Below are 13801 nucleotides of genomic sequence, written 5' to 3'. Positions count from 1 at the left end.
GGTCGGGAGTGCGAAGTGGATAGCGACAAGCCGGAGCTTCGATGGGGAGTCACGCAGCGCCTCGAGTTCATCGAGTTCCGATTGTTTTGGGAGGGGCATGTGAACCGCAGTGATTTGATGGAGCAGTTCGGACAATCGGTGAACCAAGCGTCCGCCGACCTGAACCGCTATATCGGTCTGGCTCCGGAAAACATGGTCTACGATAAGAGCGCCCGGACGTATGTCCGAGGCCCCGAATATGCTGCACAGTTCCTGAAACCCGATGCAAGCCGCTACCTCGCACAGCTTCGGTCTTTGGCTGACGGCGTCATGGACAGCGACGACGCATGGATCGCCGAGCTACCAGCCTATGACTCCGCGCCCACTCCGGCCCGTGGTGTGGACCCCGTGACACTACGATCTGTTGTTGGTGCAATCCGCCGCTCTGAAGCGATCGAGGTGAAGTATCAGTTCCTTTCGCGCCCAGAGCCGAGCTGGCGGTGGATCGCGCCCCATGCCATCGGGTTCGATGGATTTCGATGGCACACCCGGGCCTATTGTAAGACTGACGAGATCTTCAAGGATTTCCTGCTTTCGCGCATCCTCCAGACGCGCGGTGTAGAGGCCAGCAGAGTCACGGATGCGGCCGATGCGGATTGGCAAGAACATGTTACGCTTGAGATCGGGCCACACCCCGCCCTTTCGGAGACCCAAGCCAAGGTCATCGCTCTCGACTACGGCATGCGCGGTGGCAGGGCAAAAATCAATGTTCGGCGTGCGCTGCTCTATTATGCGCTAAGACGACTTGGGCTTGATACTGATCCTGGCGCAAGGAAGCCGCAGGATCAGCAAATCGTGCTTCTCAACAGGGAGGCCGTTTATGAAAATTATGGATAAATTGTCTCGAGTTCTGGGCGGTCGTGCCTCGCCTAACTACACACCCGAAAGCCAAGTTCTTGCCCCTTACGAGATCCGGCTGATTGCCGAAGGTAAGCTCGATAGACTTTCCGATTTCGCTGCGTCTGCACGCCTCCATTTTTCTGATCCGAAGGGAGACACCCCACTCCATCTGGCAGCACGGTCGGGAAACCTTGCTCTATGCGATCTCTTCATCCGTTCCGGGGCCGACCCCAATACACTTAACGATGAACGGCAAACCCCCGCTGACGTCGCATTTTCCGAGGGTCACGGGTTAGCATCGCAGCTTCTGTCTTCGCTTGTTACAGAATCGCCAACCGAAGAAAAACCTGAAGAAGGCGGCATCACCCCAAGATCCGAAACCAGCAAAGCGCTTAGAAACGATGTTTCAGAACATCGAATCTCGCCAACCCCGCAAAGAAAACCGGAAGCGCCTTCGAAGCATGCTGATGAACAATTTGAGGAAAAGTATTGGACCGAAGAAAGAAATGAGGAACTGACACGACTGTGGTCCTTAGGCGCAGAACCAGGCCAGATCGCTCAAAAACTTGGCGGACCCGCCACTCCCGGCGCAATACTCAATCAGATTCACTGTTTGGGTATATACAGGTTGAGGGGAACAACCAGTGAGCGCACGGAGCTCACCCAATACGAAGAAAATCCAAAGTCATCCGCAAGGTCGTCTTGGCCAGAGGAGCGGGTCGACCTCCTGAAAAGAATGTGGGCCGAAGGCCGAAGTGCGAACCAGATCGCAAGGGAGTTGGGTGGGGTCAGCCGCAATGCAGTGCTGAGCAAAGCACATCGTCTCGGCCTGTGGAAAAAAGAGGGTGATGACGACAGCAGCTCCGAAACGTTAGCTGAAGTACCCCCGTCCGTTGCCGCTCCGCCCATTGCAGCGCAACCGGAACCGCTCAGCGCGGAGACTGAGCAATCTAATGCGGCACCAAGCCAACTAGATGACCTTGACGACTTGCTTGTTTTTGAAGCTGAGGAAGAGCCGGAGAATTTCTTCGGCGAGTCCAAGCGCGAAGCGGTTTCGGGGACATTCGTTGCGCTCGTCAGTCCCTCACCTGTAGTTTCCACGGATGAGCACGGAGATTGGGATCTCGACCTTTCACCAGCATCGATTGCCGGTGAAGGCATTGGTGCCGCCGCCGTAAGCTCGGATAATCGCACCGAGCATGATTTTCTCAAGGTACGTAACCGTGGGCGCCAATCAATCAAATCCGCGGTGGTTCAGAGCGGCACGCGACTGTCAATCGATCCGGAGATCTGCACCTCATGGGCCAAGGAAATTTTGCAAAAGGGATGGTACTCATCCAGCGACATCGAAAGCCTTCTCGCTCTATGCGACGGCAATGGTGATCTTGAGGAATTGCGCATCAACCTCCAGCGCAACCTTGAGGTCGGCGGCTTCGACGAGGTAGATTTAGCCTTCAGGCATAATGACGGGCTTTGGGACTCCCGAACGGAGATATCTTCGGATGAGCTTTCTGAAGCAATCGAGACAGCTCTCACAAGATCGACGCGGCTGCCTGGAACACATCGCTTCGTCATGGACAAGTCCGATGAACGGCAACTCTTGGAGCCCATGGTCCGGGCAAAGCAAGGGCTTCAGTTGGGAATTCTCGCCTCCGAAGCCGCCGTCCAAACGATCCTTGATGTCGTCGACACCATCCAGAGTGGCGTCCGGAACCCAAGTTCTGTCTCGCTGAAGACCATAATCCCCTCTCGCCCCGGCCACACCGAGACGGCCGAAGTCATGGCCGCTGCGGAATCCCTCAAGTCTTGGCAAGAAAATGGACGCGTTATGGATGGTAAACGGCGACGGCAAGCGCTTGAAGCGCTTGAGGCGCTCGATCTATCTCTGGGATTCCTAAAGGAGCTCGTTAGTTCGATTGAACAAAACCTTGCCAGCACAGAGCATGTCAACGAGCTGAATACGCAAATCTCGCTCTTTGAGGCCGCCAACGAGCGACTAGTCCGCAAACACCTGCCTTACGCACGACGCTTTGCTGCACGGAGCGTGGAGGAAGGTGAAGACCCGGAGGACGTCTTTCAGGTGGCGTTCATGGGGCTACAGCGATCCACGCGGCGCTTTGATCCAGAGCGCGGTTATCGCTTCGTTGTCTATGCCTCTTACTGGATGCGGCAGGCGATCATGCGATGGCGTGCTGACGAAGGATCTACGATCCGCATCCCTGTTCATAGGAAGGAGAAAATTGCGAGGTTAGATCTCGCCATGGATAAGCTCGACGTTAGGGCCGACGGCTATGTTTCCGAAAAGGATCTTGCCGAGGAACTGGAATGGACAACTGAAGAGGTGTCTCAGTTTCGTGGGTTTCCCCGCGAGGCTGTGTATCCAGAAAGCATCGACGACTGGGATGAGATATTCCCTGGTCAAGAGGACGCGAACGCCTTCGACGAGGCAGAGACTGAAAAAATCATTGCGGACGCCCTAGCTGAACTGCCAGAGCGCGAGGCAGATATAATTCGGATGCGCTTTGGGATCGATCGCGAGTCCGAGATGACCCTCGAGGAAATTGGTCAGATCTATGGAGTGACACGCGAGCGCATTCGACAGATCGAGGCAAAGGGCCTTGACCGACTTTCTCATCCTGGTCGCAAGCGTCAGCTCCAAGAATTACTGGGCTACGACAGCAGTCGCGGATTGAAAGTCCCCTCTGTGCTGCACAAAGAAAAAGATGGCGCATCCGAAACAGATAACAACAACCGGCAACTTATGTCCTGGACGAGATACCGAGTAGCTCGTCTTGAGGAGCTTTGGGCGACCGGCATGAGCGCAAGTGAGATCGCGGAGGAACTGGGGGGAACCAGCCGGAATGCAGTAATTGGTAAGCTGAGCCGCCTCGGTCTAGCAGACTCCGGCAGGGAGCAACTCCAATGACTGTGCGAAATGCTCCCCCCTATGCCGGTTCGATGCTTGAGTCACTTCGCGGGCTTGGCTATGCGCTTCCTACTGCACTGGCCGATCTGGTTGACAATTCCATTACAGCGAATTCAAGCGAGGTCGCCATCCATCTCGAATGGGCTGGCCCAGACAGCTGGGTAAGGATTGTTGACGACGGCGACGGCATGGACGACGCGGCCCTTGAAGCCGGAATGCGCCTTGGTGCACGTGATCCTCGGGCGGAGCGCGCAGCCAGCGACCTTGGGCGCTTCGGACTGGGCCTTAAGACAGCAAGTTTCTCTCAAGCTCGAAGACTGACCGTTGCCAGTCGGCAGAATGGCGGACCTGTTGTATGCCTGCGCTGGGATCTCGACCTAATTGGTCAGGAGCCGGGCGCCGAATGGCCGCTCTTTGAAGGGCCCGCACAAGGATCTGAGAAACTGCTTGCGCCCCTCGAGCAGATGGAACACGGCACTATCGTCCTTTGGGAGAAGCTAGACCGTATTGTGACCGATGGCTTCGCCGCCACCGACATGATCGAGCTCGCCGATCGCGTCGAAGCACATTTTGCGATGACCTTTCATCGTCTTTTGGACGGGCAGCAGCCGACGCTGCGCCTCCTTCTCAACGGTAGGGGGGTGAAGCCTTGGGATCCTTACATGATAGGACATCCCGGCAAAGCGCTCGAAAGCCCCGAGTATCGCATCCTACATACGACAGGTGTGACAGTTCAGTGTCATGTCCTTCCGCACCGCGACATGCTCAAGCCTACCGAACAAGAATCCGCAGCCGGACCCGGAGGATGGACGCAGCAGGAGGGCTTCTACGTCTATCGCAATCGCCGTCTCCTTCTTGCAGGGGGCTGGCTGGGCCTAGGCGATGGCGGTAAGCCATGGCCGCGCGATGAAGCTCACCGGCTCGCCCGCATAAGCCTTGACATACCAAACAGCGCGGACGCCGATTGGAAGATCAATGTTCTGAAGTCGACCGCCAATCCGCCGGTACGTCTGCGGCCTCAACTTCACCGCCTTGCATCGGAGACGCGGGACACGGCGAGACGGGTCTTTGCCCACCGAGGTCACGTCGCGCCTGTTTCGGGCACGCGCTCGGACGCGGTTGCCGAGGCTTGGCAAGTGCGGCGCTCCGCACAAGGGACCTCTTACCGGATTGCCCGAGAACATGACCTCATCGCCTCAATCCTGAAACGCGCAGGATCGCTCAAACCGGACATCCTCGCTGTTCTCAGGCTCATTGAGGAGACCGTTCCAGTTCAGCGCATCTGGCTTGACACCGCAGAAGACAAGGAAACGCCGAGGACAGGTTTCACCGGGGCATCGGACGAAGAAGTTATGGAGACATTGTCCTCGATGTTCGAAGCACTTGTTGCATTTCGCGGTCTGAGTCCTGCTGAGGCGCGCGAACGGCTCGGTCGCACGCCCCCATTCGACAGGTATCTCGACCTAGTTTCATCCCTTGAAGTGAAAGATTCACTATGACGATTTCTAATCAGAAGGCCTTCGATTCAATACTTTCCATGGCGCAGAACATGCTGCGCCTCGCTGCGGAGCGGGCACAGAGCCCTGTGACGCCAGAAATGATCGAAAAGGAGCTGGCAAAGCTCGCAATGATGATGGAGGAGGATTTTGCCCTCGTCGATCGGGATGCGCTCGTTGACGAACTGATCCGTCGCTCAAGCCGCACCGTTGGTCAGAACGCCACCCTGATGAACGGCGAGGACCATATTCCGTGGCTCGACGCTGAAAGAAAAAAGGGGTGGACATACTGGCAACGCTACTCCGAATACATGGAAACGCGTATTCCGTGGTCGGCTCTCGACGCCCTCGACGTTGCTACCGATGAAGTTCTTTCAAACCTCGAGGATCCGGTCCGCGAAGGCGCTTGGGATCGCCGCGGTCTCGTCGTCGGCCACGTGCAGTCCGGAAAGACAGGCAACTACACCGGTCTGATCTGCAAGGCCGCAGACGCTGGTTACAAGATCATTATCGTGCTTGCGGGTCTTCACAACAACTTGAGGGCTCAGACCCAGATCCGCCTAGACGAGGGGTTTCTCGGCTTTGCCACGATCGCGGATGCCGATGAGCTTCCCGCGGTCGGGGTCGGACTGATCGACAACGACACATCTGTCCGTCCCAATGCCGCAACTAATCGAAGTGACAAAGGCGACTTCAACACAGCCGTTGCGGCCAAGATGAATATCAGTCCGGAGCAGCGACCTTGGTTGTTCGTCGTCAAGAAAAACAAGACGGTCCTTGAGCGCTTGTTACACTGGATCCGCAATCGCGTTGCCAATCACACCGATCCCGCAACGGGTCGCAAGATGGTTACCAATTTGCCAATTCTTGTGATCGACGATGAGTCGGATCATGGTTCAGTAGACACGGGCGAAGACGTCGTAGATGATTTCGGCAACCCAGATCTCGAGCATCAGCCGAAAACCATCAACAGGCTCATCCGGGCGATTTTGCACCACTTCGCACGCAAGGCTTACGTCGGCTACACTGCGACACCCTTTGCAAACATCTTCATTCACGAGCGAGGTGAAACGCAAGAGCATGGTCCCGACCTATTCCCTTCCGCATTCATCACCAACCTAGCGGCACCATCGAACTATGTCGGACCGGGACGCGTGTTTGGGTCCGCTTCAAGCACGCCAGAAGACCTGCCACTGGTGCGTGCACTATCAGACGATGAATTCCAGCCCTGGATGCCCAGCAAGTCGACAACGTCGCCAGAAATGAAGCCGCACAAGAACGGGCATCGACCACGCTGGGAGGGCGAAGATCGCGTGCCGGACTCGCTCGCAGAAGCGATCCGGTCATTCGTGTTTGCCTGCGCCGTACGGAAACTGCGCGGACAAGGCGACAAGCACTCTTCCATGCTCATCCACGTGACGCGCTTCACCTCAGTACAAAATGAAGTCTTCAATCAGGTGGCCACCTACGTGAGAGACATGAAAGGCCGATATACACGTGGCATCGAACTTGCTCCCCTTGAAGCATCCATGCGCGAAGAATATGAAGCGACCTTTCTCCCCGGTATGCGAGGGATCCGAGATGCGCTTGTGGAAGGCGAGACGCTGGATGATTTCTCATGGGCGGAAATTCGAGACGTTTTGCCGGACGTCCTGTCGGACATTCGCGTGCGCGAGATCAACGGCACGGCGAAGGACGCTTTGGACTATGCCGAGAACGACGCCAGCGGCCTGAAGGTTATCGCCATCGGTGGCGACAAGCTTGCGCGTGGTCTGACGCTCGAGGGTCTCTGCACAAGCTACTTCCTGCGGACCGCACGCATGTACGACACACTGATGCAAATGGGTCGGTGGTTCGGCTACCGTGACGGCTACCTCGATGTCTGCCGCCTATACACATCCGAAGAAATGGTGGAGTGGTTCGGCCACATCGCCGATGCAGCCGAAGAGCTTCGCCAAGAGTTTGATAACATGGTTGCGGCCGGTGCCACGCCGAAGCAGTTCGGCCTGCGCGTGAAATCCCACTCCGTGCTGACCGTGACGTCGCGGGCAAAGATGCGAAACGCGCGAGCGATGCAGTTGACCTATTCAGGCGATCTGCTGCAGACCATCGTGTTCCCAAATCGAAGGGACGATATCACGGTAAACTTCAATGCCACTGATCGCTTCATCAGCGCACTAGGCCCATCGAAAGACCTGAACCACCAGCTCTTTGTACCTGCAGGTCAGAAGTGGAACGGACACCTGTGGCGAGATGTGCCAGCACTCAGCGTGATCTCGTTCCTTCGGGAGTACAGGACCCATTCGGCCAGCTTCCGGATTATGAGCCCGCTGATCGCAGACTTCGTTGAGGAAATGAACAAGGACCAAGAACTGACAAACTGGACCGTGGCCCTTATCGGAAAGGAACAACCCGGAACAGAAAAGTCGGTTGGTGGCGCATCGGTCAAAATGCTGGATCGCCGCAGAGCGGCCGAGCATGCGGATCGGTACTCCATCAAGACCCTCATTTCCCCACGCGATCAGGCTATTGATCTAACCGAGGCAGAGTGGAAGGCAGCCCTCGAACTCAGTCAAAAAACCTGGCGCAATGATACGGATCGAAACGAAGGCAAAGAACCACCTACCGAACCCAGAGGACCCCAGATCCGTCACGTTCTCGGAAACGGGGTACTTGACGCTGGCATTCCGGCTCGGCGCGAACGTGGCTTACTGATGCTCTACCTGCTGGATCCTGCCGGCTCTGGCGTCCCTGAACTCGAAAATGCAGACCCTGTAGTAGCTTGGGCAATCAGCTTCCCTTCGAGCACTTCCGAGAGAAGAGTTTCCAATTCCAAGTATATCGCCAACAGCGTTCTGTGGGGAGGTCTGAATGACTGGGTGGACTGAGGAAGGGCTTGAACGCGCTTGGCGAGCGCTCGCGCGCCAGGAGGCCAGTGAAGACTGGCGCTTTGTACATCTCACCGAGATGGGTGCTGTCTCTGTTGAGGCCGGCTGCCACTTCCCCCTGGGGCGAGAAGCGTTAATTGTTTCATTTCCCAGCTCGTGGTCAATGAATTCGGCACGGTTGCCTGAAGGCAAGGGTTTCGATGTCGTTGTCATCGAGGGTCAGACTGTCGTTGCCGAAAAGACTGCCATAGCGTTGGTCAGACGGCCCGAAGGATCGCCGGACATCTTCGCCATAATGGTCGTCGATGTCTTGCGAACATTGGAAGTCGCAGCAAACACGGCGAAGCGCGATGTGATAGAGGCCTTCCTCGAACGGGTCAGGGAATGGCAGGCATTCATGGCCCGTACGCACCGCCCCCTTTCACCCGATGCACAGATCGGCCTTCTCGGCGAGTTATGGATTTTGAGACTGCTCGCGGACACTTCCTTGGGAGTTGGTGCTCTCGATTGCTGGCAAGGACCATTACGAGCAGCGCAAGACTTTCACGTGCGCGGAGGCGCGATTGAAGTAAAGAGCACGGTTCGGACCGGCAGCTTCCTTGCCCGGATCAACAGCATCGAGCAGCTGGATGGTTCTCGAGATCCAATTCTTCTTTGCGGGCTTCGCTTCGAGGAAAACACGGACGGATCTTCACTTGTCGATTTCGTGTCTGAACTCCGCGAAAGGTTTGAGCGTGCTGGGGTGCAGCGAAGCTTCGAAGCCCTACTGATGGTGATGGGGTACCTTGACGAGCATGCGCCGCTCTATGGCCGCACGCTGATATTGAAGGATGCAAAGGGATTTCGCGCGGAAGGTCACATGCCACGCCTCACGCGTACTGACCTGCCAATCGCCATCCGTTCTGCCGCCTATGTCCTTGACCTGGATGCTTTGGAAGTTCCTTCCATTACCCTTCCAGAGTTGATCAACGAGTTTGGACTGGATTGACATGAGTCTTGAAGAATTTCACTACAATTTTCGTTCCGACATGCAGACGATCATCGCCGAACGTGTTTCGGATGGTGAGGGTCCCTTTCCTTCTGAGGAACTCGTTTTTGCCGAAATGGTCATGGAGCACGTGGCAGAAACCGGCATATGCGACGCACCCACCGTTTGTCATTGGAACGGCAAGGTCGGTAACGCCAAGCTGCGCATAACCGGCTATGCCCTCAGCTCCGACGAAACGGCGCTCGACCTGTTCGTGACCCACTATTTTGGAACAGATGAGTTAAACGATCTACGTGACTCAGACGCCACAAGAACGGCGAGCGAAGGCGTACGCTTCCTCTTTCGCGCTGCGAGTGGCCAGCTTGACGCAAAAATAGATCCTACCCACCCGGTCAGGGACCTCGTTGCAACCATCCGTTCCCGATGGCACGACATCGACCGCTTACGGGTTTTCGTGATCACAGATGGACGAACCAAAACCAAGCGTTTCTCGAACAAAGAGGTTCATCAGAAGATGGTGGCTGTCGAGGCCATGGATATTGAGCGGCTGTTTCGGCACACCGAAGGAAAACCAAGGGATGAACTCGCAGTCAGTTTTGTTCAGTCGATAGGTCGACCTCTACCTTGTGTTCACGTTCCTGATCCTGACGCGGATTATGAGTACGCCCTGACTGCCATTCCCGGGCAACTTATTCGAGATCTTTATCTTCGTTACGGCACAACGCTACTCGAAGCCAACATTCGCACGTTCCTGGGAAACAAACGTGCAGTGAACAAAGGTATCGTCGAAACCCTGCGAAAGGAACCGGAGCACTTTCTCGCATTCAATAACGGCTTGGTCCTAGTCTGCGACGAGGCTGCGTTCGAGCGTACTGATGACGGTAATCTGGGTTTGTCGTTCATGAAGGGATTGCAGATCGTGAACGGTGGCCAGACGACATCGAGCATCTATTTCGCGTCGCGCGACGACCGTACCATAGATCTGAGCCATGTCATGGTTCCGGCCAAGATCATCATTCTCAAGGCCTCACAAGACGAAGCGCGTGAGCGGTTAATCAGTAACGTCTCGCGTTATGCAAACAGTCAAAACGCAGTTAAAATGTCAGATCTCTCGGCAAATCGCCCATTCCATCGAGAGCTCGAAAAACTTGCAAACGACACTTGGTGTCCTGATGGCGCTACCCGTTGGTTCTATGAGCGGGCGGCTGGCGCCTACAACGTCATGCTGCTGAGAGAGGGCACTACCCCTGCTAAACGCCGCAAGTTGAAGGAGATGATCCCACCGAGGCGCAAGCTGACCAAGAACGACCTTGCCAAATACCATGAGGCGTGGCGCGGAAAGCCAAACCAGGTCGCGCTTGGCGGCGAAAAGAACTTCGCAGCCCTCATGGCAGCGCTTGACGAGGATCCAAACATCGCTCCCAGTCCGCTTAATGCAAAGTGGTTTCGCGCAATGATTGCAAAGGTAATCGTGTTCAAAGCCATTGAGAGTATGATTAAGACAAAAGACGCAAAAGAGATCTTTCGCCAAGGTTATGTAAATATTGCCACCTACGTTGTTGCAGTAGTCGCAGATCGAATTGGAGATAGGCTCGACCTTGAGAAGATCTGGATGCGACAAGGTATCTCGGCAGAGTTCCGGGATCTGCTTTGGGACTGGGCAGTAATTGTGAATTCCGAGTTCAATAGGATCGCTCCAGGTCAGCAATTTTCCGAAGTCGCCAAAAGACTCGAAACGTGGAATAAAATCAAGTTAGTCACTTTTCCCCAGCAATATGGAGGAATTGATGAACTGCAGGAGAATTAATATGAGAAGATATGAATTGGCCTTTGTGCACGTGAACCGGATTGACCTGCCCCCCGAAACTTCCCTCGTTCTGATGTAGAGTTTGCTCAACCTTTCGAAGGAGCAAACGAATGCGAAAGAGCCGTTTCACCGATGCGCAGATCATCGGGATGATCAAGGAACAGGAAGCCGGGATGCCGACAGCGGAGGTTTGCCGCAAGCACGGCCTCAGCCAGGGCAAGTTCTACAAATACAAATCGAAGTATGGCGGCATGGAGGTGTCCGATGTCGCGAAGCTGAAGGCGATGGAAGACGAGAATTCTAGGCTCAAGCGCCTGCTGGCCGATACGATGTTGGACAATGCTGTTCTGAAGGATCTTCTGGGAAAGAACTGACGACGCCGAATGAGCGGCGAGAGGCAGCGCTCAGGGTGATGCGGGATCATGACATCTCTCAGCGCCGAGCCTGCCGGCTTGTCGGTGTCGACCCCAAGACGGTCAGGCGCGAACGCCCGCCTGACAACCCAGAGATCAGAGCAGAGATGAAGGCCATCGCTGCCAAGCGGCGCCGGTTTGGCTATCGCCGGATCGGGGTGATGCTGGAGCGTAAAGGGATGATCATGAACCACAAGAAACTCTATCGGCTTTACACCGAGGAGAAGCTGGGCGTCAGGCGGCGAAGGGGCCGCAAACGGGCGCGTGGGTCGCGAACGCCGATGCCCCAAGCGCTGAGACCCGGCGAACGCTGGTCTCTGGACTTCCTGGCCGACACGTTCGGAGCGTCGCGCAGGTTCTGCATCCTGGCGGTCAATGATGATTGCTGCCGCGAGAACCTCTGCTTGATGGCTGACACCAGCATATCCGGAACCCGTGTCGCGCGGGAGTTGGATGCGCTTGTCCGGATCTACGGCATGCCTGCCAGCATTGTCAGCGACAATGGAACAGAGTTCACCAGCCGGGCGATCCTGAAATGGGCCAACGACAACGACGTCGAGTGGCACTACATCGATCCGGGAAGGCCGCAACAGAACGCCTTCATCGAGTCATTCAATGGCAGCCTCCGGGACGAGTTGCTGAACGAGGAGATGTTCGACAGCCTGGAAGATGCGCGGCGAAAGCTGGCGCTCTGGCGATATGACTACAACAACGTCAGGCCGCACTCATCGCTCGGCAACCAAACACCCGCAGAAGCACGCCGGACGCTTGAGCAATTTGAGGGCTCCGCGCCCGACGCGCTTGCCCAAACTGACAACGAAGAATATGAAAACCAGACTCGCAGACTCTCGTTATGAATGAGGGAGCCCCGGGGGGCAGGTCAGGATCGCTACAGAAATATTTCCTTCTTTGAACAGGTGAACAGTCAAAAAATCACAATTCAAAGACTGTACCAAAGTCTCATCTTAGAAGTTGTCATTGAACTGAATATCACTCCACCTTTGCCAACCGAACGAGCAAAATCACAGACCGTCATTTACGAAGATTGTCAACAGGTTAGACCATGCCAAATGACCGAAAAACAGGCCGAGATAATCATGGACCGACCAAGGATCATGAGTCTTCCTTGGAAGATTTTTCAGAACTTTCCCCCCCGCAGTTCAGCTCGGAGGTTGCGGCCGAGGACTACCATCGAGCGAGGCAAGCGGAAACCTCGAAAGGTGAATTCATCAAGGTTAGTCAGACTAAATGGGATCATCACGAAGTCGATTGGTCACTAGGCGACCTTGACACTGGGACGACAATTGCGACGGAGAGTTGCCAAGATGGGCAGTCTGCCCCAAAAGATAGAATTGGTCGCACTGTTTCCGTCACGCCCGATACCTCGAATGCAAGCAAGCAAAAAGAGACGCTAAAGAGCAACACAGCAATTTGCGAGCATGTCGCTTCCATCCAACTGAAGAATTTCAAAAAATTTCGAAGCTTCAGAATTGACTGTGGAGCTACAAACATACTTACCGGCAAAAACAATGCTGGAAAGTCAAGCATTCTTGACGCACTCCGAGTCGCTCACGACGTGCTCAGGTACGCGTCCAGAAGAAAACCTGAAATGTCCGAGTTCGAGGGAAGAAGCTGTGCAAGCTTTACCATGCCAACCAGTACGTTAAAAATTCCAATCGTTAATATCACATGGAACTACTCTGATAACCCAGCTTCAGTTCGGCTATCACTGAAAAACGGATCTCAATTTGTGATCCTGCTGCATCCAGATCAACCAATTAGGGCCTATCTCCTTTGTGACGGGCCCTTGCCTCGAACGACATCTGCCTTTCGGCGTCAGTTTCCATTGTCCCTAGTTGTCGTTCCAACTTTGGGTCCAGTTGAAGAGAATGAACAATATTTGACCGATAAAACGATCTCAACTAGCGAGAATACCCGCACCGCTCACCGACATCTGAGAAATATCCTCATTCGAAAAACAGAAGATGAGTTTGACGAATTTTCTGAGGCAGTGTCATCTGCATGGCCTGAAATATCATTGGAGCGCCCGAGGGTTTTGAGACCTGGGGAGCCGATAGAAATGATGTTTTTCGAAGAGGGAATCCCAAGAGAGATGTTCTGGTCAGGTTTTGGCCTTCAGGTGTGGATGCAGATGGTTTTACAGTTCATGCGTGGTTCCGATAAGTCCGTCTTGGTCTTGGATGAGCCGGACATCTATCTCCATCCTGAACTTCAGGTCCGCATGGTTGAATTGGCCGCGCGTAAGTTTGGTCAGATATTTATTGCTACCCACTCGCCCACCATCGTTAATTGTGCAAATCCCGAAGATGTATTGACCATTTCAGCAAAGGATGCCTCCGCTATCAGAGCCGCAAGGGACTAAGAAATCCCAATAGTTGTTGAG

General features: G+C 55.0%; 8 protein-coding genes. All 8 read left to right on the top strand.

The window, feature by feature from the left end; genetic code table 11:
- The first annotated feature begins 15 nt into the window (after positions 1-15).
- The 8 genes from FIU92_RS01920 to FIU92_RS01875 all read left to right on the top strand — a co-directional run bounded on the left by FIU92_RS01920 (position 16) and on the right by FIU92_RS01875 (position 13780).
- Positions 16-876: a WYL domain-containing protein gene (locus FIU92_RS01920; RefSeq protein ID WP_152456945.1), complete on the top strand. Its 861-nt coding sequence runs from the start codon at positions 16-18 to the stop codon at positions 874-876.
- Entirely contained in the window at positions 860-3805 is a 2946-nt protein-coding gene (locus FIU92_RS22985) for a sigma-70 family RNA polymerase sigma factor (protein WP_254705342.1), read from the top strand. Before FIU92_RS01920 ends, FIU92_RS22985 begins: the two co-directional genes overlap by 17 nt.
- Positions 3802-5304, top strand: coding sequence for an ATP-binding protein (locus FIU92_RS01900; RefSeq protein ID WP_152456944.1), 1503 nt, complete (start codon positions 3802-3804; stop codon positions 5302-5304). Before FIU92_RS22985 ends, FIU92_RS01900 begins: the two co-directional genes overlap by 4 nt.
- Positions 5301-8189 (top strand): Z1 domain-containing protein, encoded by a 2889-nt coding sequence (locus FIU92_RS01895; protein ID WP_152456943.1) that lies wholly within the window; start codon positions 5301-5303, stop codon positions 8187-8189. The genes FIU92_RS01900 and FIU92_RS01895 overlap by 4 nt, the downstream gene beginning before the upstream one ends.
- Positions 8173-9177: a PD-(D/E)XK motif protein gene (locus FIU92_RS01890; RefSeq protein ID WP_152456942.1), complete on the top strand. Its 1005-nt coding sequence runs from the start codon at positions 8173-8175 to the stop codon at positions 9175-9177. The genes FIU92_RS01895 and FIU92_RS01890 overlap by 17 nt, the downstream gene beginning before the upstream one ends.
- 1 nt (position 9178) lies before the next feature.
- On the top strand, positions 9179-10984 hold the full coding sequence (locus tag FIU92_RS01885) for an AIPR family protein (protein ID WP_152456941.1): 1806 nt from the start codon (positions 9179-9181) through the stop codon (positions 10982-10984).
- A 110-nt stretch (positions 10985-11094) separates the two neighbouring features.
- A protein-coding gene (locus tag FIU92_RS01880; protein WP_152456940.1) for an IS3 family transposase occupies positions 11095-12254 on the top strand; the annotation gives its coding sequence in 2 pieces (ribosomal slippage) (positions 11095-11344 and positions 11344-12254; 1161 coding nt in all).
- Positions 12255-12460: 206 nt separating this feature from the next.
- Complete coding sequence (locus tag FIU92_RS01875) at positions 12461-13780, top strand: ATP-dependent endonuclease (protein ID WP_152456939.1); 1320 nt, start codon at positions 12461-12463, stop codon at positions 13778-13780.
- Positions 13781-13801: the final 21 nt, after the last annotated feature.

Origin of the sequence: Ruegeria sp. THAF33 (assembly GCF_009363615.1) — a bacterium.
GTDB lineage: Bacteria > Pseudomonadota > Alphaproteobacteria > Rhodobacterales > Rhodobacteraceae > Ruegeria.
This window is presented reverse-complemented; position numbering and strand designations above follow the sequence as displayed.